Origin of the sequence: Pedococcus dokdonensis, assembly GCF_900104525.1 — a bacterium.
GTDB lineage: Bacteria > Actinomycetota > Actinomycetes > Actinomycetales > Dermatophilaceae > Pedococcus > Pedococcus dokdonensis.
Map to the genome: position 1 here is coordinate 1,175,517 of NZ_LT629711.1, position 22,582 is coordinate 1,198,098.

20 protein-coding genes are annotated in these 22,582 nt (G+C 70.1%); 9 read left to right on the forward strand and 11 right to left on the reverse strand.

Translation table 11 applies throughout. From position 1 onward, the window contains the following. Positions 1–74: 74 nt before the first annotated feature. Entirely contained in the window at positions 75–569 is a 495-nt protein-coding gene (locus BLQ34_RS05745) for a Rieske (2Fe-2S) protein (RefSeq protein ID WP_091782730.1), read from the reverse strand. A gap of 271 nt (positions 570–840) precedes the next feature. Between BLQ34_RS05745 and BLQ34_RS05750 the strand changes: the two genes are divergently transcribed. The 5 genes from BLQ34_RS05750 (at position 841) to BLQ34_RS05770 (ending at position 5,822) form a co-directional block, all read left to right on the forward strand. Beyond that, positions 841–1,968 carry a branched-chain amino acid ABC transporter substrate-binding protein gene (locus BLQ34_RS05750; protein ID WP_231961462.1) on the forward strand — a complete coding sequence of 376 codons (1,128 nt, stop codon included), beginning with the start codon at positions 841–843 and terminating at the stop codon, positions 1,966–1,968. Between the two features lie 118 nt (positions 1,969–2,086). Next, entirely contained in the window at positions 2,087–3,073 is a 987-nt protein-coding gene (locus BLQ34_RS05755; protein WP_091782733.1) for a branched-chain amino acid ABC transporter permease, read from the forward strand. Further along, positions 3,070–4,206: a branched-chain amino acid ABC transporter permease gene (locus BLQ34_RS05760; protein ID WP_172829357.1), complete on the forward strand. Its 1,137-nt coding sequence runs from the start codon at positions 3,070–3,072 to the stop codon at positions 4,204–4,206. Before BLQ34_RS05755 ends, BLQ34_RS05760 begins: the two co-directional genes overlap by 4 nt. After that, positions 4,199–5,113 carry an ABC transporter ATP-binding protein gene (locus BLQ34_RS05765; RefSeq protein ID WP_407946390.1) on the forward strand — a complete coding sequence of 305 codons (915 nt, stop codon included), beginning with the start codon at positions 4,199–4,201 and terminating at the stop codon, positions 5,111–5,113. Before BLQ34_RS05760 ends, BLQ34_RS05765 begins: the two co-directional genes overlap by 8 nt. Beyond that, a complete protein-coding gene (locus tag BLQ34_RS05770; RefSeq protein ID WP_091789361.1) occupies positions 5,103–5,822 on the forward strand; it encodes an ABC transporter ATP-binding protein in 720 nt (239 codons plus the stop codon). The genes BLQ34_RS05765 and BLQ34_RS05770 overlap by 11 nt, the downstream gene beginning before the upstream one ends. Before the next feature lie 59 nt (positions 5,823–5,881). On the opposite strand, the gene uvrA is transcribed toward BLQ34_RS05770, so the two are convergent. Continuing rightward, positions 5,882–9,082: an excinuclease ABC subunit UvrA gene (gene uvrA / locus BLQ34_RS05775; protein WP_091782736.1), complete on the reverse strand. Its 3,201-nt coding sequence runs from the start codon at positions 9,080–9,082 to the stop codon at positions 5,882–5,884. A gap of 106 nt (positions 9,083–9,188) precedes the next feature. On the opposite strand from uvrA, the gene BLQ34_RS05780 reads away from it, so the two are divergent. Beyond that, positions 9,189–11,015 (forward strand): glycoside hydrolase family 15 protein, encoded by a 1,827-nt coding sequence (locus BLQ34_RS05780; RefSeq protein ID WP_091782739.1) that lies wholly within the window; start codon positions 9,189–9,191, stop codon positions 11,013–11,015. Next, entirely contained in the window at positions 11,012–11,785 is a 774-nt protein-coding gene (locus BLQ34_RS05785; protein ID WP_091782742.1) for a maleylpyruvate isomerase family mycothiol-dependent enzyme, read from the forward strand. The genes BLQ34_RS05780 and BLQ34_RS05785 overlap by 4 nt, the downstream gene beginning before the upstream one ends. A gap of 31 nt (positions 11,786–11,816) precedes the next feature. On the opposite strand, the gene BLQ34_RS05790 is transcribed toward BLQ34_RS05785, so the two are convergent. The 3 genes from BLQ34_RS05790 to BLQ34_RS05800 all read right to left on the reverse strand — a co-directional run bounded on the left by BLQ34_RS05790 (position 11,817) and on the right by BLQ34_RS05800 (position 13,881). Next, positions 11,817–12,491: a response regulator gene (locus tag BLQ34_RS05790; protein ID WP_091782745.1), complete on the reverse strand. Its 675-nt coding sequence runs from the start codon at positions 12,489–12,491 to the stop codon at positions 11,817–11,819. A gap of 176 nt (positions 12,492–12,667) precedes the next feature. Then, positions 12,668–13,318, reverse strand: a complete 651-nt coding sequence (locus tag BLQ34_RS05795) for a response regulator (protein ID WP_056921120.1) — start codon at positions 13,316–13,318, stop codon at positions 12,668–12,670. Next, the gene (locus BLQ34_RS05800) at positions 13,315–13,881 is read right to left on the reverse strand and encodes a sensor histidine kinase (RefSeq protein WP_157692911.1); all 567 of its coding nucleotides are present in this window, start codon (positions 13,879–13,881) and stop codon (positions 13,315–13,317) included. Before BLQ34_RS05800 ends, BLQ34_RS05795 begins: the two co-directional genes overlap by 4 nt. 410 nt (positions 13,882–14,291) lie before the next feature. Here BLQ34_RS05800 and BLQ34_RS05805 point away from each other — a divergent pair, with 410 nt between their 5' ends. After that, positions 14,292–15,173, forward strand: coding sequence for an EamA family transporter (locus BLQ34_RS05805; RefSeq protein ID WP_091782751.1), 882 nt, complete (start codon positions 14,292–14,294; stop codon positions 15,171–15,173). Here BLQ34_RS05805 and BLQ34_RS05810 read toward each other — a convergent pair. Both BLQ34_RS05810 and uvrB read right to left on the reverse strand, forming a co-directional pair. Next, positions 15,162–16,166, reverse strand: coding sequence for a TerC family protein (locus tag BLQ34_RS05810; RefSeq protein WP_091789367.1), 1,005 nt, complete (start codon positions 16,164–16,166; stop codon positions 15,162–15,164). The two genes, BLQ34_RS05805 and BLQ34_RS05810, sit on opposite strands and share 12 nt — an antisense overlap. Before the next feature lie 287 nt (positions 16,167–16,453). Next, complete coding sequence (uvrB, locus tag BLQ34_RS05815) at positions 16,454–18,562, reverse strand: excinuclease ABC subunit UvrB (protein ID WP_091782753.1); 2,109 nt, start codon at positions 18,560–18,562, stop codon at positions 16,454–16,456. 93 nt (positions 18,563–18,655) lie between these two features. On the opposite strand from uvrB, the gene BLQ34_RS05820 reads away from it, so the two are divergent. Further along, positions 18,656–19,888 (forward strand): MFS transporter, encoded by a 1,233-nt coding sequence (locus BLQ34_RS05820; protein ID WP_231961464.1) that lies wholly within the window; start codon positions 18,656–18,658, stop codon positions 19,886–19,888. Positions 19,889–20,157: 269 nt separating this feature from the next. Here the strand turns inward: BLQ34_RS05820 and BLQ34_RS05825 are convergent, their stop codons facing one another. From BLQ34_RS05825 to BLQ34_RS05840, 4 genes are read right to left on the reverse strand one after another with little or no spacing between them, the layout of a single operon-like run. Next, positions 20,158–20,481, reverse strand: a complete 324-nt coding sequence (locus BLQ34_RS05825) for a DUF202 domain-containing protein (RefSeq protein ID WP_091782755.1) — start codon at positions 20,479–20,481, stop codon at positions 20,158–20,160. Beyond that, complete coding sequence (locus BLQ34_RS05830; protein ID WP_231961465.1) at positions 20,478–20,855, reverse strand: YidH family protein; 378 nt, start codon at positions 20,853–20,855, stop codon at positions 20,478–20,480. The genes BLQ34_RS05825 and BLQ34_RS05830 overlap by 4 nt, the downstream gene beginning before the upstream one ends. Then, a complete protein-coding gene (gene coaE, locus BLQ34_RS05835; protein WP_091782758.1) occupies positions 20,848–22,038 on the reverse strand; it encodes a dephospho-CoA kinase in 1,191 nt (396 codons plus the stop codon). Before coaE ends, BLQ34_RS05830 begins: the two co-directional genes overlap by 8 nt. Before the next feature lie 49 nt (positions 22,039–22,087). Continuing rightward, positions 22,088–22,552 carry a PPOX class F420-dependent oxidoreductase gene (locus BLQ34_RS05840; protein WP_091782762.1) on the reverse strand — a complete coding sequence of 155 codons (465 nt, stop codon included), beginning with the start codon at positions 22,550–22,552 and terminating at the stop codon, positions 22,088–22,090. Between the last annotated feature and the right edge of the window lie 30 nt (positions 22,553–22,582).

The window sequence follows — 22,582 nt, forward strand, 5'->3', positions numbered from 1 at the left end:
GCACGCGCCACCACCCCACGCACGGAGGTATGCCGCGTGGTGACCACGCGGCATACCTCACCGTGCGCTGGAGGTCAGGTGACCGAGATCCCGTCGCCGCTGACGGTGATGGTCTTCTCGGGCAGGGCCTTGGTGGCCGGCCCCTGCTTCACCGCGCCGGTGGTCAGGTCGTACTTGCTGCCGTGGCAGGCGCAGTTGATGGTGCCGTCGGCGACCGTGCTCACCACGCAGTTCTGGTGCGTGCAGACCGCGCTGAAGGCCTTGAAGTCGCCCGAGGTGGGCTGGGTGACGACGACCTTCTGGTCGGCGAAGATCTTGCCGCCGCCCACCGGGATGGTGGCCTTGGAGATGGCCTCCTTGGCCGCGTCGGTGGCCGAGCTCACGGCGGTGTCGGCAGCGTCCTCGGCCGCCCCGCACGCGGCCAGGGCCGTGGCACCGACCCCGGCCAGGCCGACCGACGCGAGCACGGTGCGCCGCGACGGCCCCGAACCAGCACTCGAGGACGAGGTGGAGGCAGGGGCGTCGGTGGTGACGGAGAGGTCTTGCGGGGTGTCTCGTTCGGTGGTCATGCGCGCGCCTTTCGGTGGAGGTGCCCCCGCGGAGGGGGATCTGACCAGGTCGACCCAGCATCGCGGGCCATGCTGGGTAATACGTGTGACGCTGCCATGACGTTCATCTGGACATAACAGGCAGGGTGGTAACGACACGGTCACGCATGCACGCGATGTGCTCCCGCTCACGGGGACCCGCGGTCTACTCTGCACACACCCCAACCGGGGTGACCCGTGGGTGCAGACGGCCCGCGTGCTCCAGATGACTTCAGGAGGAGTCTTGCGTTCCGTGTTCAAGATTGGCGCGCCCCTCGTGGCCGCTGCCCTCGCGCTTTCCGCCTGCGGCGGCACCACCGGCGACGGTGGCTCCGGCGGCGACAAGGCGTGTGACCTCAAGATCGGCTTCTTCGGCGCGCTCACCGGCGACGCCGCCAACCTCGGCATCAACATCAAGAACGGTGCCGAGCTCGCCGTCAACCAGTACAACGAGAAGAACGCCGACTGCAAGGTCTCGCTCACCTCGTTCGACAGCCAGGGTGACCCGGCCATCGCTCCCGGACTGGCCCAGAAGGCCGTCACCGACAAGAAGCTGGTCGGCATCGTCGGCCCGGCCTTCTCCGGTGAGTCCAAGGCTGCCGACCCGATCTTCGACAAGGCCGGCCTGAACATCATCACCGCTTCGGCGACCAACCCGGCGCTGTCCGAGAACGGCTGGAAGACCTTCCACCGCATCCTCGGCAACGACGCCACCCAGGGTCCCGCCGCCGCGAAGTACATCAAGGACGTCCTCAAGGCCCAGAAGGTCTTCGTCTCCGACGACACCTCGGAGTACGGCAAGGGCCTCGCCGACATCGTGAAGAACGACCTCGGCGGCGCCGTGGCCGGCAGCGACCAGACCGCGGCCGACGGCAAGCAGGACGACTTCTCCGCGACCGTGACCAAGGCGAAGGCCTCGGGCGCCACCGTGTTCTTCTACGGCGGCTACTACTCGAACGCCTCCAAGCTGGCCAAGCAGCTGAAGGACGGCGGCTTCACCGGCCAGTTCGTCGCGGCGGACGGCGTCAAGGACGACGGCTTCATCAAGGGCGCCGGTGCGGCGGCCGAGGGTGCCATCGTCACCTGCCCGTGCCTCCCCCCGGACAAGGCTCCCGAGTTCGCGGCCGCCTACAAGAAGGCCTACAACTCGGACCCGGCCACGTACTCGGCCGAGGCCTACGACGCGGCGAACGTCTTCCTCGCCGCCATCAAGGCCGGCAAGACCTCGTCGGCGGACATGAACGCCTTCATCGGCTCGTACAGCGCCCAGGGCGTGACCAAGATGGTCAAGTTCGACGCCAAGGGTGAGCCGGCCGAGGTGTCGGTCTGGGCCTACAAGGTCGAGGGCGGCAAGATCGTTCCGGACCAGGAAATCAAGTAACACCACGCATAGCGGCCAGGGCTCTCGGCAACGGGGGCCCTGGCCGCTACCGTGTTCCCGTCCGGTCGGGGTCCCCCTCGGCTTTCGTCGTCGCGGTCCCCCCTTCATCGGAGGTCTGATGGATCTTCTGCTCAACCACTTCTGGGAATTCACCATCACGGGCCTGGCCTTCGGTGCGATCTACGCTCTCATCGCGCTCGGCTACACCCTCGTCTACGGCGTGCTGCGGCTGATCAACTTCGCGCACTCCGAGGTCTTCATGTGGGGCAGCTTCGCGGCTGTCTGGATGCTGCTGGCGGTGGGTGCGGGCAAGGCCTCCGGCCTCGGCCTGGTCGGCTACCTCATCGTCGGCTTCGCGTCGGCGATGGTGATGTCCGCGCTGATCGCGCTGCTCCTCGAGTTCGTCGCCTACCGGCCGCTGCGCAAGCGGAACTCTCCGCCGTTGATCGCCCTCATCTCCGCCATCGGCGCCTCCTTCGCCCTGTCCGAGGCGATGGGCCTGCGCGACAAGCCGTTCAAGTGGTTCGGCGCCGACGACGACCTGGCCAACTACGTCGGCCGGCCCCGGGAGGCCTCGCCGCTGCCGTTGCAGATCGAGGTCAAGCGCCTCTTCTACATCTTCGACTACCACGTCTCGAACATCGACCTGATCGTCCTCGGCTCCGCGATCGTCCTGATGATCGTGCTGGACCAGTTCGTCAGCCGGTCGCGGCTCGGCCGAGGCATCCGGGCCGTCGCCCAGGACGCCGAGTCGGCTGCGCTCATGGGCGTCAACCGCGACCAGGTCATCCGCCTCACCTTCGTCCTCGGCGGTGCCGCGGCTGGTGCGGCCGCGATGATGTACCTGCTCAAGTTCGGGGTGACGAGGTACAACAGCGGGTTCCTGCTCGGTGTGAAGGCCTTCACGGCCGCCGTGCTCGGCGGCATCGGCAACCTGCGCGGTGCCCTGCTCGGTGGGTTCATCCTCGGGGTGGCCGAGAACTACGGCTCGGCGATCTTCGGGGGCGAGTGGAAGGACGTCGTCTCCTTCGTCCTGCTGGTCGTCATTCTCCTGTTCCGTCCCACCGGCCTGCTCGGTGAGTCCCTCGGAAAGGCACGCGCATGAACGCCGTCCGCAGCTTCTTCTCCGGTGTCGCCGCGCGGTTCCGCGCCCTGCCCCGCTGGGCGCGCTACCTGCTCATCGTGGCGGCGGTGGTGTTCATCTACTTCCTGCCGATCCTCAACCCGCCGCTCATCACGACGACCGACTCCGACTTCGGCGCCGTGCTCTTCCTCTGCGCGTTGTACGCCCTCGTGGCGATCGGGCTCAACATCGTCATCGGGTATGCCGGGTTGCTCGACCTCGGCTACATCGGGTTCTTCGCGATCGGCGCGTTCACCGTGGGTGTCCTCGGCTCGGCGCACGGCAAGGTGCCGCTGCTGCTGTGCATCCCGATCGCGATGGGCGTCACGCTGTTGTCGGGCATCATCCTCGGCGCACCGACCCTTCGGGTCCGCGGCGACTACCTCGCCATCGTGACCCTCGGGTTCGGTGAGATCGTCCGGCTGATCCTGGTCAACGCCGACAGCCTCACCGGTGGCTCGCGCGGCATCTCCAACATCCCCACTCCCCCGAGCTGGGCGTTGTTCGAGATCCCGAAGATCCGCTGGGAGGGACTCACGGCCTACGTCGACCTCGACAACACGACGACGTTCCTGCAGTTCGGGGTCACCGACTCGGTGCCCTACTACTGGCTGGCGCTGACCCTGGTTTTCGTCGTGCTCTTCCTCGACTGGCGGATGCAGAACTCCCGCGTCGGCCGGGCCTGGGAGGCCACCCGCGAGGACGAGGACGCCGCCGAGCTGATGGGTGTCCCGACCTTCCGGTTCAAGCTGCTGGCCTTCGCGACCGGCGCCGCCATCGGTGGCCTCTCGGGTGCGCTCTTCGCCACCAAGCAGCAGTTCATCAACCCGGACAACTTCACCATCCTCTACTCCGTGCTGTTCGTGGCCATGGTGGTCGTCGGTGGCCAGGGCAACCGGTGGGGCGTCATCCTCGCCGCGTTCCTGCTCACCTGGGCCCCCGAGAAGTTCCGCTTCCTCTCCGACGCGCGCTTCCTGCTCTTCGGGCTCGCCCTGATGGCGCTGGCGATCTTCCGGCCGCAGGGCCTGTTGCCGCCACGGCGGTCGGTCCGCGCCAAGCGGGCGGACGAGGAAGCCCCAGACAGCATCGACGCGGAAGGAGTGGCTCGTGCCTGACACCACTGACACGACCGGCCCCGACGAGACGCGCGGGGCGCGCGTCGACGACGACAGGGTGCTGGCCCCCGACGAGGAGGCCGTGCCCGACACCTCGGTCGACATCTCGGTCGACGAGGTGAGCAACGCGCCCAAGGGCAAGATGCTCGAGGTCGACGACGTGACGCTCCGCTTCGGTGGCGTCACCGCGCTCGACGGGGTGTCGTTCCACATCAACACCGGCGAGATCCTCGGACTGATCGGACCCAACGGGGCCGGCAAGACGACCTGCTTCAACGTGATGACCGGTGTCTACCAGCCCACCTCGGGTGCGGTGCGGTTCATGGGCGAGCCCCTGGGCAAGCGCAAGAAGTTCCAGATCACCAAGCTGGGCATCGCGCGCACGTTCCAGAACATCCGGCTGTTCCACAACATGACCGCTCTCGAGAACGTCCTCGTCGGGGCCGACGCCCACCACTCCACCGGTATGGGGTCGGCGCTGCTGCGCCTCCCCCGGCACCACGCCGAGGAGTCCGAAGGCATGGACCGGGCCTACGAGCTGCTCAAGTTCATGGGTCTGGAGAAGCGGGCCGACGAGCTGGCCCGCAACCTTCCCTACGGCGACCAGCGACGACTCGAGATCGCCCGCGCGCTGGCCACGAACCCCAAGCTGCTCTGCCTCGACGAGCCGGCTGCCGGGTTCAACCCCGCGGAGAAGGCCCGGCTGATGGAGCTGATCCAGACGATCCGCGACCAGGGCTACACCGTGCTGCTCATCGAGCACGACATGAAGCTGGTCATGGGTGTGACAGACCGGATCGTCGTCCTCGAGTTCGGCAAGAAGATCGCCGAGGGTGTGCCCTCCGAGATCCAGGACAACCCTGCGGTCATCGCCGCCTACCTGGGAGTTGATGAAGATGCTTCTTGAGGTCGAGGACCTCTGCGTCAACTACGGCCGGATCGAGGCGATCCGCAACGTCTCGTTCACCGTCGAGGAGGGTGAGGTGGTCACCTTGATCGGCGCCAACGGCGCCGGCAAGACGACGACCATGAAGACCGTGTCCGGGCTGCGCCCGGTCCGGGCCGGCACCATCCGGTTCAAGGGCGAGGACATCACGGCGGTCCCGCCGCACGAGCGCCCGGTGCTGGGCATCGCCCAGTCCCCCGAGGGTCGCGGCTGCTTCGTCGGCATGACCGTCACGGAGAACCTCGACATGGGGGCCTATGCGCGCACGGACCGCAAGACCCCGAAGGTCAAGGAGGACCGCGACCGGGTCTTCGGGCTGTTCCCGCGGCTCGCGGAGCGGCGCACCCAGATCGCCGGCACGATGTCCGGCGGTGAGCAGCAGATGCTGGCCATCGGGCGGGCCCTGATGGCCAGCCCGACCCTGCTGCTGCTCGACGAGCCGTCGATGGGGCTGGCGCCCAAGCTGATCCAGCAGATCTTCGACATCATCACCGAGATCAACAAGCAGGGCACCACCGTGCTGCTGGTCGAGCAGAACGCTGCCCAGGCGCTCAAGCGGGCCCACCGCGCGTACATCCTGGAGACCGGTGAGGTCGTCCGGGAGGGCACCGGCGAGGAGCTGGCCAACGACCCGGCGGTCAAGGCCGCCTACCTCGGCGGCGACGTCTAGCCACCGCAGCGACGAACGGCCCCCGGGACTCCCGGGGGCCGTTCGCGTCCCGGCTACTGCTAGTTCACGGTCGCCTTCTTCACGGTCGCCTGCTTGGCGGTCGCCTGCTTGGCCGGCACCGTGGTCGCGGTGGCCTTTCTCGCGGTGCTCTTGGCGGCGGTGGTCTTGGTGGCCGTCGTCTTCTTGGCGGTCGCCTGCTTGGCGGTCGCCTGCTTGGCGGTCGCCTGCTTGGCGGTCGCCTTCTTCGCGGTCGCCTTCTTGGCCGGCACCGTGGTCGCGGTGGCCTTCTTCGTCGCCGTCTTCTTGGTGACGGCGACCGCGGCCGCAGTGCGCTTCGTGCCGGTCGCTCGCTGCGGGGTGCGGGCACTACGCGCGAGGATCGGCGCGAGGAACTGCCCGGTGTAGCTGTCCTCGACCGCCGCCACCTGCTCGGGGGTGCCCTCGGCGAGCACCCGGCCGCCGCCGTTGCCACCCTCGGGGCCCATGTCGATGATCCAGTCGGCGTTCTTGATCACGTCGAGGTTGTGCTCGATGACGATGACCGAGTTGCCCTTGTCGACCAGGCCCTGGAGCACCAGGAGCAGCTTGCGGATGTCCTCGAAGTGCAGCCCGGTGGTGGGCTCGTCGAGGACGTAGACGGTGCGACCGGTCGACCGCTTCTGGAGCTCGGAGGCGAGCTTGACGCGCTGCGCCTCACCACCGGACAGCGTGGGCGCCGGCTGGCCGAGCCGGACGTACCCGAGCCCGACCTCGTTGAGCGTCTTCATGTGCCGGGAGATGGCCGGCACCGCCGCGAAGAAGTCGGCCGCCTCCTCGATCGGCATGTCGAGCACATCGGCGATCGTCTTGCCCTTGAAGTGCACCTCGAGGGTCTCGCGGTTGTACCTCGCCCCGTGGCAGACCTCGCAGGGCACGTAGACGTCGGGCAGGAAGTTCATCTCGATCTTGATCGTGCCGTCGCCGGAGCACGCGTCGCAGCGGCCGCCCTTGACGTTGAACGAGAACCGACCGGGCTGGTAGCCCCGGATCTTGGCCTCGGTGGTCGTCGCGAACAGCTTGCGGATCGAGTCGAAGACCCCGGTGTAGGTCGCCGGGTTGGAGCGCGGTGTGCGCCCGATGGGGCTCTGGTCGACGTGCACCACCTTGTCGAGGTGGTCGAGCCCGGTCACGGTCTTGTGCCGGCCGGGGACGTGTCGCGCGCCGTTGAGCTTGTTGGCGAGCACGTTGTAGAGGATGTCGTTGACCAAGGTGGACTTGCCCGACCCCGAGACGCCGGTGACGGCGACGAGGTTGCCCAGCGGGAACGACACGTCGACGCCGTGCAGGTTGTGCTCGCGGGCCCCCACCACGGTGACCTCGCGTCCCTTCTCCTGCGGTCGGCGGACCGAGGGCATCGGGATCTCGAGCCGCCCGGAGAGGTACTTGCCGGTGACCGAGTCCGGGTGCTCCAGCAGGCCCTGCACGGGGCCGGAGTGCACGACCACACCGCCGTGCTCGCCCGCGCCCGGGCCGATGTCGACCACCCAGTCGGCGGTGGCGATGGTGTCCTCGTCGTGCTCGACGACGATGAGGGTGTTGCCCAGGTCGCGCAGCCGGGTCAGCGTCTCGATCAGCCGGTGGTTGTCGCGCTGGTGGAGGCCGATGCTCGGTTCGTCGAGCACGTAGAGGACACCGACGAGACCCGACCCGATCTGGGTGGCCAGCCGGATCCGCTGCGCCTCACCACCGGAGAGGGTGCCGGCCGGCCGGTCGAGCGAGAGGTAGTCGAGCCCGACGTCGAGCAGGAACCCGAGCCGCGCGTCGATCTCCTTGATCACCCGCTCGGCGATCTGGCGCTCCCGCGCGGTGAAGTCGACCTCCTTGAGGAACTTCGCGCAGTCGGCGATCGCCAGCCCACAGATGGCCGAGATGCTGCGGCCACCGATGTGCACCGCCAGTGACTCGGGCTTGAGCCGCGCGCCGCCGCACTCGGGACACGGCACCTCGCGCATGAAGCCCTCGTAGCGCTCCCGGCTCCAGTCGGAGTCGGTCTCGGAGTGCCGGCGCTTGACGAAGGGGACGACGCCCTCGAAGCCGGTCGTGTAGGAGCGCTCGCGCCCGTAGCGGTTCTTGTAGCGGACGTGCACCTTGTAGTTCTGACCGTGCAGCAGCGCCTCCCTGGCCCGGGCGGGCAGCGCCTTCCACGGGGTGTCCATGCCGAACTTGAGGTCCTCGCCGAGCGCCGTCATGACCCGCTGGAAGTACTCGGCCGAGCCGCTCGTCGAGGCCCAGGGTGCGATGGCGCCCTCGGCCAATGTGAGGTCCTCGTCGGGGACCAGCAGCTCGGGGTCGACCTCGAGCTCGGTGCCGAGACCGGTGCACTTGGGGCAGGCTCCGAACGGACTGTTGAACGAGAAGGACCGCGGCTCGACCTCGTCCATCGACAGGGCGTGGTCGTTGGGGCAGGCCATCCGCTCGGAGAACCGGCGCTCGCGCTCGGGGTCCTTGGCGTCCTTGTCGACGAACTCGACGACCAGGACCCCGCCCGCCAGCCCCAGCGCGGTCTCGACCGAGTCGGTCAGCCGGCGCTTGGCACCCGCGTCGTCGCCCTTGGCGACCAGTCGGTCGACGACGACGTCGATGGTGTGCTTGATCTGCTTCTCGAGCTTGGGCGGCTCGGTCAGCGAGACGACCTCACCGTCGACCCGGGCCCGGGAGAATCCCTTGCTCTGGAGCTCGCCGAACAGGTCGACGTACTCCCCCTTGCGGGCGCGCACGACCGGGGCGAGCACCTGGAACCGGGTGCGCTCCGGCAGCTCGAGCAGGCGGTCGACGATCTGCTGCGGGCTCTGCCGGGTGATCGGCTCTCCGCAGACGGGGCAGTGCGGCCGGCCGGCCCGGGCGAAGAGCAGGCGCAGGTAGTCGTAGACCTCGGTGATGGTGCCGACGGTGGAGCGTGGGTTGCGGTTGGTCGACTTCTGGTCGATCGACACCGCCGGCGACAGGCCCTCGATGAAGTCGACGTCGGGCTTGTCCATCTGGCCGAGGAACTGCCTGGCGTAGGCGGACAGCGACTCGACGTAGCGACGCTGCCCCTCGGCGAAGATCGTGTCGAACGCCAACGACGACTTGCCCGAGCCCGACAGACCCGTGAAGACGATCATCGAGTCGCGGGGCAGCTCGACCGAGACGTCCCGGAGGTTGTGCTCACGGGCGCCCCGGACGATCAGCTGGTCGTGCTGGTGGCGGCGGGTGGGTACGGCTGAAGTCACGGGCTCCATCGTAGGTGGCGCCACCGACAGCGCTCGCCGGGCCTTCACCGGGCACGCAGCGCCGGGCGGCCCGGACGTCGCGCGCTCGGCCGACCCCGCGGCATACAGTCGGCCCATGGTCACCCACGCGCCCACCCCGATCGAGGAGTACGCCCTGCTGGGCGACACCGAGACGGCCGCCCTCGTGAGCCGCGCCGGGTCGATCGACTGGCTGTGCCTGCCGCGGTTCGACTCGACGGCGTGCTTCGCCGCTCTGCTCGGCACGCCGGAGCACGGCCGCTGGCTCCTGGGCCCGCTCGCGCCGGCGAAGAGCACGCGACGCTACGTGGAGAACTCGTTCGTCCTCGAGACCATCCACGAGACCGACACCGGAGCGGTGAAGGTGCTCGACCTCATGCCGCTGGGCGACGGGCGCGCCGACATCGTCCGCAGCGTCGAGGGCCTGCACGGCTCGGTGACGATGCGGCACGAGTGGGTGGTCCGGTTCGACTACGGCAAGGTGCGCCCGTGGGTGTCGCACGGCACCGGCCACCGGCTCGACGGCGACGTCATCACGGCGGTCGCCGGTCCCGACATGCTCGTGCTCCGCGGCAGCCGGCTCCCCCACCCCCGCGACGGCGTCCACGAGGACGAGTTCGAGGTCACCGCCGGCCAGACACACACCTTCTCGACGACGTGGTTCCCCTCCTACGAGCAGGTGCCGCCGCCGCTCGACATCGACTCGCGGGTCGCCGAGACGATCCGGGTCTCGAACGAGTGGGCGCAGCGCTGCACCTACGAGGGTCCCTACCGCGAGCTCGTGGTGCGGTCCCTGCTCACCCTGCGGGGCATGACGCACTCGCGGTTCGGCGGGATCGTGGCGGCGCCGACCACCAGCCTGCCCGAGGACTTCGGCGGCGAACGCAACTGGGACTACCGCTACTGCTGGCTGCGCGACGCCTCCCTCACCCTGGAGGCGCTGGTGGCGTCGGGTTACGTCGACGAGGCGCGGCTGTGGCGCAACTGGCTGCTGCGGGCGGTGGCCGGTGACCCCGAGGACCTCCAGATCATGTACGCGATCAACGGGTCGCGCCGTCTCCCCGAGCGCACCCTCGACCACCTGCCCGGCTACGCGGGGTCGACCCCCGTCCGGATCGGCAACGGCGCCGTCGACCAGCGCCAGTCGGACGTCCTGGGTGAGGTGATGATCGCGCTGGACGAGGCCCGCGCCAAGGGCCTCGAGGTCTCCACCCAGTCGTGGGCCATGCAGCGGGCGCTGGTCCAGAACCTGGCCCAGCACTGGCAGGAGCCCGACAACGGCCTCTGGGAGATCCGCGGGGAGCCGCAGCACTTCACGCACTCCCGCGTGATGGTCTGGGCGGCCTTCGACCGGGCCGTGCGAGGGATCGAGAAGTGGGGCCTGGACGGCCCGCTGGAGCAGTGGCGCGAGCTGCGCGACCAGGTCCGCGACGAGGTCCTCGCCAAGGGGTTCGACGCCGACCGCAACACCTTCACCCAGCACTACGACACGACCGAGGTCGACGCGTCCCTGCTGCTGATCCCGCTGGTCGGCTTCCTGCCGCCCGACGACCCACGGGTCCTCGGCACGCTCACCGCGGTCGAGCAGGACCTCATGCGCGAGGGCTTCCTGCTGCGCTACCGCACCGAGACCGGCGTGGACGGCCTCTCGGGTGACGAGCACCCCTTCCTGGCCTGCTCGTGGTGGCTGGTGAGCGCGTATGCGGTGTGCGGCCAGGTCGACAAGGCGCGTGAGCTGATGGACCGGCTGGTGGCGCTGTTCAACGACGTGGGCCTGATCTCGGAGGAGTACGACCCGCACGAGCAGCGGATGGTCGGCAACTTCCCGCAGGCGTTCTCGCACCTGACCTTCATCGGTGCCGCGCACGCCCTGGCCGAGGCCGAGGCCAAGGGCGCGGCCCATGCCGGAGGGCAGCTCCCGTGACGACCCCTCCCTCGCCGCAGCCCTCTCCCTCGCCGCAGCCCCCGGAATCGACCCTGGCGGCGGACCTCGACGCCGTACGGCGGCACACCACCCTGCTCGTCGAGCACGCGGGGGCGCTCCGGGACGTCCGCGCCCCCTCCTTGTGCGACGGCTGGAGCCGGGCCCACGTGCTGGCCCACGTCGCCCGCAACGCCGAGGCGATCCAGCGACTCGCCCAGTGGGCGGTCGACGGCACCGCTCGACCGATGTACCCCGGCGGGACAGCGGGCCGCGACGCCGCCATCGAGGAGGGAGCCGCCCAGGCCGGACCCGCGTCCCCCGACGACCCCCGACCGGGCGGGCTGCTCGTGGACGACCTGGCGGCCACGGCGGACGCCCTCGACCCGCACCTCGCCGCGTTGGCGGGCCCCCTGGCCGTCGACCGGGTCGAGATGCGGGGCGGCCTGCTGGTGCCTCCGCTGGCCCTCCCCCGGCTGCGCCTGCGCGAAGTCGTCTTCCACCACGTCGACCTCGACGACGGCTTCACCTTCGCCCACGTCGAGCCGCAGATGCTGCGCGCCTTCGTGGACGACGCGGCGACGCGGCTGGGCGCCTTCGACGACCAGCCGGGACTCCGACTGGTCAGCGACGAGGGCGACGAGTGGGTGGTCGGCGACGGCGCCCTGACCGTCCAGGGAGACCGGGCCGGGCTGCTGCTCTGGCTCGCCCGGCGCGACCCGCGCGGCGTCACCGCCGAGCGGGCCCTGCCGGACCTTCCCCGCGGTTCCTAGCCGCCCGGGGCGACCTCGGGGCAGGCTTGCTTCAACCGGCGGGGACCGTGGCCCCCGTGACGCCGGCCCGCCGGGCGATGGCCACGGCGGCGAGGGCGGAGTGGACCTTGAGCTTGTGCAGGATGCTCTGCACGTGGGTGCGCACGGTGTTGGGCGACACGTGCAGGAGCAGGCCGATCTCGGTGCGGCTCATGCCTTCGACCAGGCAGGCCAGCACCTCCAGCTCGCGACCGGTCAGCTCCTGGATGCCCTGGACGTGCTCGACGGCGCTGTGCTGCCCCCGCGACAGGGAGACGAGCACCTCGGCGAGCAGGTCGGCCGGGATGCGCGTCTCGCCACGGGCGACCCCGCGGATCGCGTCCACCAGGGAGTCGGCGGTCTCGGTCTTGGTCACCCATCCGCGCACCCCCAGCTGGACCGCCTCGACGATCTGGTCGCCGGCGTCGGCGCCGGTGGCGACCACGATGCCCAGCGTCGGGTCCTCGGAGAGCGCCTCGCGGGCGAGGGCGAGGCCGTCCTCGCCGGCCAGCGCGAGGTCGAGCACGACCACGTCGCAGCTGAGCTCACGGAGCATCCGGAGCCCTTGGGCGACCGTGGTGGCCGAGCCCTGCACCTCCAGGTCGGGGTAGTCCCCGAGGCAGAGGGCCAAGGCATCGACGAACACCTCATGGTCATCCACGAGCAGAACGCGCACAGGGGCTGGCATGGCCCCAGCGTCCCGCAGGGCCGGTCGCCGAGAAACACGCCACTGCGGGAGTGGCCCCTACGTCAAAAGGGTGATGGGACTAGTCCCGTCCCTCTGGACGCAATTGCCACTCCCGCCCCTGGCATCGGATCCCGCACCCGTGGGTGCGGGACGGGCCGGTGACCGGGCCGACGAGGTCAGCGCAGGTGGACCGGCCAGGACTCGTGCGAGCCGTGCGCCGACATCAACGCCGCCGCCTGGAGCCTGGAGTGCACCCCGAGCTTGGTCAGCAGGTTCTGCACGTGGGTCCGTGCCGTGCTCCGCTGGACGCCCAGCGAGGAAGCCATCTCCTCGGTGGTCTGGCCGTCCATGATGCAGCGCATGACCTGCCACTCGCGGTCGGTCAGGAACTGCAGGGCCCAGAGCGGGTCGTCGGTCGACTTCTGCGGGCGCAGGGCCCGCTGGAGCAGCGACGGCTCGACCGCGAGCTGTCCACGCACCGCACGGTCGAGCATCTCGACGATCTCGACGATCGGCTTCTCCTTGCCGACGTAGCCCGACGCACCCTCCGCGATCGCCCGTCCGACGATGCCGTGGTCCGCCTCGGCGGACAGCATGACGACCTTGGTCTGTGGCGAGATCTCACGGATCTCGTGGATGGCGGAGACCGACGTGCCACCCGGGAAGTTCACGTCGAGGAGGCACACGTCGGGACGGTGCATCGCGACCGCGCTGACGGCCTCCTCCGGCGTGCCCGCCAGGGCGACGACCTCGTGACCACGGGCGCCCAGCGCGAGACCGAGGGCCTCGAGCAGGAGCAGGTGGTCGTCGCAGACGACGATCCTCATGACGCCACCTGCCGCAGCTGGACCTGGGCGAGGCAGATGTCGGCCACGGCTCCACCGCCGGCGCCGGCGTGCAGCCGGAACGAGCCGTGGCACGCGGCCACCATCGCCCGCGTCGTGGTCAGCCCGAGCGACGTGCGCGAGCTGACCTTGCCCAGCCCGGGCCCGTCGTCGGTGACCGTGAGGTGCACACCCTCACGGTCGGTGTAGGTGCCGACCCGCACGTGACCACCCTCGCCTGCGGCGCGGACGGCGTTGTCGAGCACGCAGGCCAGGGCCCGGCTCAACGCCACGGGGCGGGCCCAGGCCTCCAGGCCCTCGACACCGTCGATGGTGATGACGCAGGGTGCCGTGGCCCGGGCCCGCACCACCGCGCGCTGGGCGATGGCGCCCAGGTCGGTGGTCGTGACCTCGTCGGCGGCAGCCTCGCTGAGGCTCGTCTCCACGAGCTCGGCGAGCCAACGCGCCTGACCGGCGATACCGTCCATCTTGCGACCGACGTCACCGCCTTCGGTACCTGCAAGGAGCAGGATCGCCGCCAGCGGCTGCCGCAAGTCATGCAGCAACGCGCGAACGGTGTCGATCTCCCCTCCAGCGACTGGGCGCTGGTGATCTTCGAACAAAGCAGCCATGTATGTCCCTCACAACCCCGCAGACCGAGGACCAGCACCCCCTGTGTGGTCCCCTTGTGGTTCCGCGACTGCTCAAAGGTATGAGGTCAAAAAGACGGCCAGCAATAGTCATTAGGGACTAGGTGAACTCACCAATACATGCCGGTTGCCTGCTCTCACCGCGCAGTGCCTTTCGTGGTGTGCGACCGCGCTGCGGATGTGAACGGTCTAAGTGAAAATCGGGGACCATTCGTTCTCACCATTTGGATGACCTTTGTCCACGGATCGGTGAACAACGCAGATTTTTCGGCGTGGCGTGGTAGAGGCGAACACCCTCGGATCGGGCGTGACTAGAGTCGCCCTCCATGACGACGAGGACACCGGCGCGCCCGCTGGTGCTCGTCCTCACCGCCATCGTGTCGGTGCAGTTCGGCGGGGCGCTGGCCGCCACCCTCGTCCCCGAGATCGGTGCCGGCGGGTCGGTCACCCTGCGGCTGCTCTTCGCCACCGCCATCCTCTGGGCGGTGGCCCGCCCGCGGGTGCGGGGGCACGGCCGGGCCGCCTGGCTCACGGTGCTCGGCTTCGGGGCCGCCCTCGGCCTGATGAACCTGGCCTTCTACGGGTCGCTGGGTCACCTGCCCATCGGGGTCGCCGTCACCGTGGAGTTCCTCGGACCGCTGACCCTGGCGACGATCCTGTCGAGGCGACTTCGTGACCTCGCGGCGGTCGGTGCGGCCGCAGTCGGCGTCGTGCTCATCTCCGAGGCCCTCGAGACACCCTTCGACCAGGTGGAGTGGACCGGGCTGGGACTGGCCGCGCTCGCGGGCGCCTGCTGGGCGGCATACATCATCGCCAGCGGTCGGGCCGGCCGGGAGTTCCCGAAGCTCGAGGGGCTGGCGCTCGCGATGGCGGTGGCCCTGGCGCTGACCCTGCCCTTCGGGCTGGGCAGCGTGCCCGACTGGACGGGCGAGCACCTGGCCAAGGGCCTCGGCATCGCCGTGCTGTCCTCGGTGCTCCCCTACTCGCTCGAGCTGGCCGCGCTGCGCACGCTGGACCCCCGGGTCTTCGGGATCCTGCTCAGCCTCGAGCCCGTCGCGGCAGCACTCGCCGGCCTGATCGTGCTGCACCAGCGGCTCGCGCCCCTGCAGCTGGTCGGCATGGCCCTGGTGGTGCTGGCCAGCGCCCTGGTGATGGGCGCCGGCCAGCGCCGGACCGGCCGGGCCGACCCGGCCGTGTCAGGAGGCTGAGAGCCGCTCGCGCTCGTCCTTGCGGGACTTCCACAGGCTGGCCACGGTGGTCACGCCGAGGATCACGACGATGGCACCCAGCGACACCGAGATCGGGATGTCGGGAGCGGCCTTGACGTGCTCGCCGCCGTTGATGAAGGGCAGCTCGTTCTCGTGCAGCGCGTGCAGGATCAGCTTGACCCCGATGAAGGCCAGCAGGACGGCCAGGCCGAGGCTGAGGTAGACCAGCTTCTTGAGCAGCCCACCGATCAGGAAGTAGAGCTGCCGCAGACCCATCAGCGCGAACAGGTTGGCCGTGAGCACCAGGTAGGGCTCCTTGGTCAGGCCGTAGATCGCCGGGATCGAGTCCAGCGCGAAGAGCAGGTCGGTGGTGCCGAGCGCCATGATCACGATGAACATGGGGGTGGCGAGCTTCTTGCCGTCGACGTGGGTGAACAACTTGGCGCCGTCGTACTTGTCCGTCGCCGGGAAGCGCCGCTCGACCCACTTCATGAAGCGGTTCTCCTCGTACTCCTCGTCGTCGCTCTCGCCCTCCTTGCCGAGCTTGACCGCCGTGTAGATGAGGAAGGCACCGAAGATGTAGAAGACCCACGAGAACTGGTTGATCGCGGCCGCCCCGACCGCGATGAAGATGCCGCGCAGCACGATCGCGATGATGATGCCGATCAGCAGCGCGGACTGCTGGAGCTTCTCGGGCACCCCGAAGCGAGCCATGATCAGCAGGAAGATGAAGAGGTTGTCGATCGAGAGCGAGTACTCGGTCAGCCAGCCCGCGTAGTACTCGGTCGCGAACTTGCCGCCGGCCTGGTCGTGGGTGAAGTACCAGACCCCGAGCCCGAAGAGCAGGGCCGCCCCGATGTAGAAGGCCAGCGCGATGCTGACCTCCTTGGTCGTGGGCACGTGCGGGCGCCGCGCGATGATGAAGACGTCGAAGAGCAGGACCGCGGCCATCAGGCCGACGGTGAGGTACCAGACCCAGGTGGGGACTTCCATCTGGGTGGCGGTGGTGGCAACGAACGCGGTCAACGGGAAACCTTCCGGTCACGACGAGGTGGCCGGAGGTCTCTCCCGCCCCGTGTGGTGCGGACCGGCTCCCCGGGCCCGGTATGCCGTGCGGCTGGCGACAGCTGCACGACGGGCCGTGATGACGAGGACACCGCGTGGGGATACTCCCCTCCGATGAACAAGTGCAAAGACTACATCGGGGGGACCCGGCCCTCCGATGATCGCAGCCAGTCTCCCAGACTTTTGCCGCTCCCCCAACTCGGCTGGGCGCGGTCTCACTGGGTGGCAGCCGACATCTGCCGCAGCTCCTTCTTGAGGTCGCCGATCTCGTCGCGCAGCCGGGCCGCGAGCTCGAAGTGCAGGTCGGCCGCGGCCTGGTGCATCTGGGTCGACAGCTCCTGGATCAGGTTGGCCAGGTCGTTGGCCGGCAGGTTGCGCAGCCGGTCGGCGGCCACCCCGGCGTCGGCCGCCAGGGCGCCCCGGCCACCGCGGCTGGCGTTCTTGCCGCGGGACTGGCTGCGGCCCGAGCCCAACAGGGACTCGGTGTCGGCGTCCTCGCGCTGGAGCAGGTCGGTGATGTCGGCGATCTTCTTGCGCAATGGCTGCGGGTCGACGCCGGCCTCGCGGTTGTAGGCCACCTGGATCTCGCGCCGTCGCTGGGTCTCGTCGATCGCCTCCTGCATGGACGGCGTGATCTTGTCGGCGTACATGTGCACCTGGCCCGACACGTTGCGGGCTGCGCGTCCGATGGTCTGGATGAGCGAGCGCGCCGACCGCAGGAAGCCCTCCTTGTCGGCGTCGAGGATGCTGACCAACGACACCTCCGGCAGGTCGAGACCCTCGCGCAGCAGGTTGATGCCGACCAGGACGTCGAACTCGCCCAGCCGGAGCTCGCGGAGGAGCTCGACCCGACGCAGCGTGTCGACCTCGCTGTGCAGGTAGCGGACCCGCACCCCCTTGTCGAGGAGGTAGTCGGTGAGGTCCTCGGCCATCTTCTTGGTCAGGGTCGTGACGAGCACCCGCTCGTCGACCTTGGTCCGCTCGCCGATCTCGTGGAGCAGGTCGTCGATCTGGCCCTTGGTCGGCTTGAGCACGACCTCCGGGTCGACCAGCCCGGTCGGGCGGATGATCTGCTCGACGACACCCTCGCTCTGGGCCAGCTCGTAGGGACCGGGCGTGGCCGACAGGTAGACGGTCTGCCCGATCCGGTCGAGGAACTCCTCCCACCGCAGCGGTCGGTTGTCCATCGCCGACGGGAGCCGGAACCCGTGGTCGACGAGCTGCCGCTTGCGGGACATGTCGCCCTCGTACATGGCGCCGATCTGCGGCACCGTCACGTGCGACTCGTCGATGACGAGGAGGAAGTCCTCGGGGAAGTAGTCGAGCAGCGTGTTGGGGGCCGAGCCGCGGCTGCGGCCGTCGATGTGCATCGAGTAGTTCTCGATCCCCGAGCAGGACCCCACCTGCCGCATCATCTCGATGTCATAGGTGGTGCGCATGCGCAGCCGCTGGGCCTCCAGCAGCTTGCCCTGCTTCTCGAAGCTCGCGAGCTGGTCGGCGAGCTCGAGCTCGATCCCCCGGATCGCCCGCTCCATCCGCTCCGGACCGGCGACGTAGTGCGTCGCCGGGAAGACGTACATCTCCTGCTCCTCGTGGATGATCTCGCCGCTCACCGGGTGGAGCGTGTAGATCCGCTCGATCTCGTCGCCGAAGAACTCGATCCGCACGGCGAGCTCCTCGTAGACCGGGATGATCTCGACGGTGTCGCCGCGCACCCGGAAGGTGCCACGCGTGAAGGCGAGGTCGTTGCGGGTGTACTGCATCTGGACGAAACGGCGCAGCAGGTCGTCGCGGTTGACCTCGTCGCCGACCCGCAGCCGGGCCATCCGGTCGACGTACTCCTGCGGCGTGCCGAGGCCGTAGATGCACGAGACGGACGCCACGACGATGACGTCGCGCCGGGTCAGCAGCGAGTTGGTGGCGCTGTGCCGCAGTCGCTCGACCTCGTCGTTGATCGACGAGTCCTTCTCGATGTAGGTGTCGGTCTGCGGGATGTAGGCCTCGGGCTGGTAGTAGTCGTAGTAGGACACGAAGTACTCGACCGCGTTGTTGGGGAGCAACTCACGGAACTCGTTGGCCAGCTGCGCCGCGAGCGTCTTGTTGGGGGCCATCACCAGGGTCGGCCGCTGGACCTGCTCGACCAGCCACGCCGTGGTGGCGGACTTGCCGGTGCCGGTGGCTCCCAGGAGCACGGTGTTCTTCTCACCGGCCCTGATCCGCGTCGCGAGGTCGGCGATCGCCGCCGGCTGGTCTCCGGCGGGCTGGAACTCGGAGACCACCTCGAACGGGGCGACCGTGCGCTGGAGGTCTGTCGTGGGACGCATGCGTCCAGCGTAGGCCGACCCTCCGACAGTGCTCGTCTCAGGATGCGGTGAGACGACCCGCCGCGCCCCGCCACCGAGGCGTAGGACTGGGGTGTGGCGACCACGACGGACTCCGCGAGCACGGAGCGCACCCCGCCCTCCGGAGGTGCGGGTGCCGGTCGTCGCTGGGCGATGCTGGCCGTCAGCACGCTGGCGCAGACCGCCAGCGCCGTGGCCCTGCACGGTCCCGCCTTCCTCATCCCCGTGCTGCACGGACGAGAGGGCTTGTCCCTCGCCACGGCGGGCCTGGTCAGCGCGGCGCCGATGGCAGGGGTCCTGCTGTCCCTCGTGGCCTGGGGGCTCGTGGTGGACCGCAGGGGTGAGCGGCTCGTACTCGGCTGCGGGCTCGCGGCCACCGCGATCGCCGCGCTGCTCGCCGCGTCGGCGCGTGGTCCGGTCGGCTGGGGTCTCTGGCTGTTCGTCGCGGGAGCCGCGGCTGCGAGTGCCAACGCGGCCAGTGGCCGGGTCGTGGTCGGGTGGTTCCCCGCTCACCGCCGTGGACTCGCCATGGGCATCCGCCAGATGGCCCAGCCGCTCGGGGTCGCCGTGGCTGCGGTGACGATGGCCGTGCTCGCCGAGCAGCACGGCGTCCGCGTCGCGCTCCTGGTGCCCGCCGTGGCCGCGGCTCTGGCCTGCGTCGCGGTGGTCACCGTCGTCAGGGACCCACCCCGCCCGGCCCGCACGGTGGAGGCGACGCGCAGCCCCTACCGCTCGGATCGCACGCTGGCGCGCATCCACGGTGTGTCGATGCTCTTGGTGGTCCCCCAGTTCCTCGTGTGGACCTATTCCCTGGCCTGGCTCGTCACCGACCGAGCGTGGTCGGCGGCCTCGGCGGGCACGTTGGTGGCCGTGACGCAGGTGTGCGGAGCGGTGGGCCGGATCGCCGTGGGCCACCTGTCCGACCGGGTCGGCAGCCGGATGCGGCCGTTGCGCTGGGTGGCGGCCGCGGTCGTGGCCACGATGGTGCTGCTCGGCGTGGCCGCCCACGAGGAGTGGGCCGTCGCGGTGCTCCTGCTGGTCGTCGCGTCCACGGTCACGGTCGCCGACAACGGTCTCGCGTTCACCGCGGTCGCGGAGCGCGCCGGGCCGTTCTGGTCGGGACGCGCCCTGGGGGTGCAGAACACCGGGCAGTTCCTCGCCGCCGCCGCGGTCCCTCCGGTCGCGGGGGCCCTCGTGGCGTGGACCGGGTATGCCGTGACGTTCGCCTCCGCGTCCGCCTTCGCCCTCGCGGCCCTTCCGCTGGTGCCGGTGCGCGCCGAATCGGCGCCGAGGCGCCGCTCCCCCTGACCCGAGCGCCGGGACGTCGCCCGCGTCACGTCCGGCGGGTCCACGAGTCCTAGGAGGTGGTCGCGTGAGTTGGTCGTGGCCGGGGCCCCGGGTCGACGGACCGCCTGCCGTCACCCGGGGCCTCACCTCCGGCGCTGGCCAGGGGTGAGCAACCGATCCACACGCGGGTAGGCGGGTCGCCGCTCCGTGCCGGGTAGGCGGGCCGCGGCTCCGTGCCGGGCAGTCGGGCCGCAGCTCCGTGCCGGGTAGGCGGGCCGCCGCTCGGTGCGTCAGCCCAGCCAGGCGGCCAGCCCCAGAGCAACCCCGCCGAGCGCCGCGAGCACGGTCAGCACGGCCACCTGCAACATCGGTGGGCTCGGCGAGTAGCCACGCTCGTCGTCACGCAGCTGCACCAGCCTCCGGCGCACCGTGCCCACGAGCACGACGCTGCCCGCCATCGCTAGCGCTCCACCGGCGGCGAGGACCGGGCGGTCGGTCCGGAGGGCGACGAGCGCGAGTGGCACCTGCGCCACCATCGCCGTGATCGCCGTCCGTTGCCACGCCAGCGCGGTCCGCTCCGGTTGCAGGGCGTCCCGCTCGGGGATCGGGCTCATCGTCCGGCGAGCTCGACCAGGGCGAGGACGAGCGTCAACCCCCCGAGCACGACGACCCCGCCCGCGAGGGCCACGAGCGCTCCCGGCGACGGGAGCGGCTCGCGCAGGCGCAGGGCCCGCTCCACCCGGGCCCAGGCCCACACGGCCCGGACCGCCAGGGCCGCGCCCCCGATGCAGGCCGCGGCACCGAGCAGCGCCGTCCACGACGGCAGGGTCGACAGGCTGGCCAACGACACGATCGCCACGCCACCACCGACCAGGGCGAGAGCGGTGCGCATCCAGGCCAGGGCGGTGCGCTCGTTGGCCAGTGAGAACCGCGGGTCCGGCTCCTCCCCCACGCCGTAGACACTGGTCGGGCGGCGGTCGTCAGACACGGTCCGGCTCCCAGCCGCTGGAGCGGGCCCAGGACTCGGCCCGTTCGTGCACCGCGTCGAACCACGGTTCCTTGGCCACCGCGTAGTCGCTCACGCTCACACCGGTGGACGCGAGCCGCCGCTTCTCCGCGGCATACTCGTGGCTCGCCGGCGGGTCGGCACGCATCCAGTCACGGAACATCAGCGCCCACCGCCAGCCGGGCGACCCGACCTCGCGGACGTGGACGTTCGCGGGCCGACCGGGGTCGGCGGAGGCATGGAACCGCTTGGGCCACACCGTCCCGTCCTTGGCGTTGTCGTGCGCGGCATCCCCGGTGCGCGGGAAGCCCGCCGCCGACAGGCGGTCGACCAGCCCGGTCTCGTCAGCGTCCTCGAGGCTGCGCACCCCGACCTGGAGGTCGATCACGTCCTTGGCGAGCAGCCCCGGGACCGATGTGCTGCCGACGTGGTCCACGGTGACGGCGAGGTCTGCGAACACCAGCCGCAGCCGCTCGACGAGCCGGCCCGCCTGCGCCGGCCAGGTCGGGTCGGGCGCCGAGAGCGTCAGCTGCTCAGGACGGCCAGCGCGGACGCCGTGCCGCACGTTCTCCTCGAACGGGAGCAGTCGCGAGGTCCACAGGTCGTCGACTGCCGCGAGCAGCGCTTCCGGGGTGCCGTCGTTCGTGAGCCAGACGTCGGCCGCCGCGCGGCGTTCCGCGTCGGTCGCCTGGGCTGCGATTCGGCTGCGGGCGTCGGCTTCGGTCATCCCGCGGGTCTGCAGGAGGCGCTTGACGCGCGTCGCCTCGCTGGTGCCGACGACGACCACGAGGTGGTAGCCGGGGCCGTAGTGCTTCTCGACCAGGAGCGGCACGTCGTGCACCACGACCGCGTCCGCCGGGGCGGCATCGACGAGCTCGCGGGTCCGTCGGGCGATGCGTGGGTGGGTGATCCCCTCGAGGTCGTGACGCGCACGCTCGTCGCCGAACACGATGGCCCCCAGCGCGGGACGGTTGAGGGCACCGGTGTCGTCGAGCACGGTGTCGCCGAAGCGGTCCGCAATGGCCGCCAGCCCATCCGTCCCCGGGGCGACGACCTCACGCGCCAGGATGTCGGCGTCGATGACAATCGCGCCAAGGTCCGAAAGCCGTTGTGCCACAGTCGATTTCCCTGAACCGATTCCTCCAGTGAGACCGACGCGCAACATGGGACCACCCTATCTGGGACCTGTCGGAGGGACCTGCCGGAGGGACGGGTCAGTGGGCGAGCCGGGGCGGGAAGCCTCCGGTAGCCACCGGGCCCCAGCGGGTGGGCGAGATGCGCAGGACCGACTTGTCCTGGTCGAGCATCGCCTGCCGGTACTCGTCCCAGTCGGGGTGCTCACCCGAGATGTTGCGGAAGTACTCGACGAGCGGCTCCACGGACTCCGGCGCGTCGACCACCTCGCAGTCGCCGTCGACCTGCACCCAGGCACCCCCGAAGTCGTCGGAGAGGACGACGACCGACACCGCAGGACGCTGGCGGGCGTTCGTCGTCTTGGCGCGGTCGCGGTAGGTGGAGATGACGATCCGTCCGCTGTCGTCGACACCGCCGGTCACCGGCGACGCCTGGGGTCGCCCGTCGGCACGGCTGGTGATGAGCAGCATGTGGTGCCGTGGGCGGACGAAGTCGAGGAGTCCGTCGAGGTCGACGCGGGTGTTGGTCGCGATGGTTCGTGCCATGGTGAGAGCCTAGACACCTCGCGGCGCGAT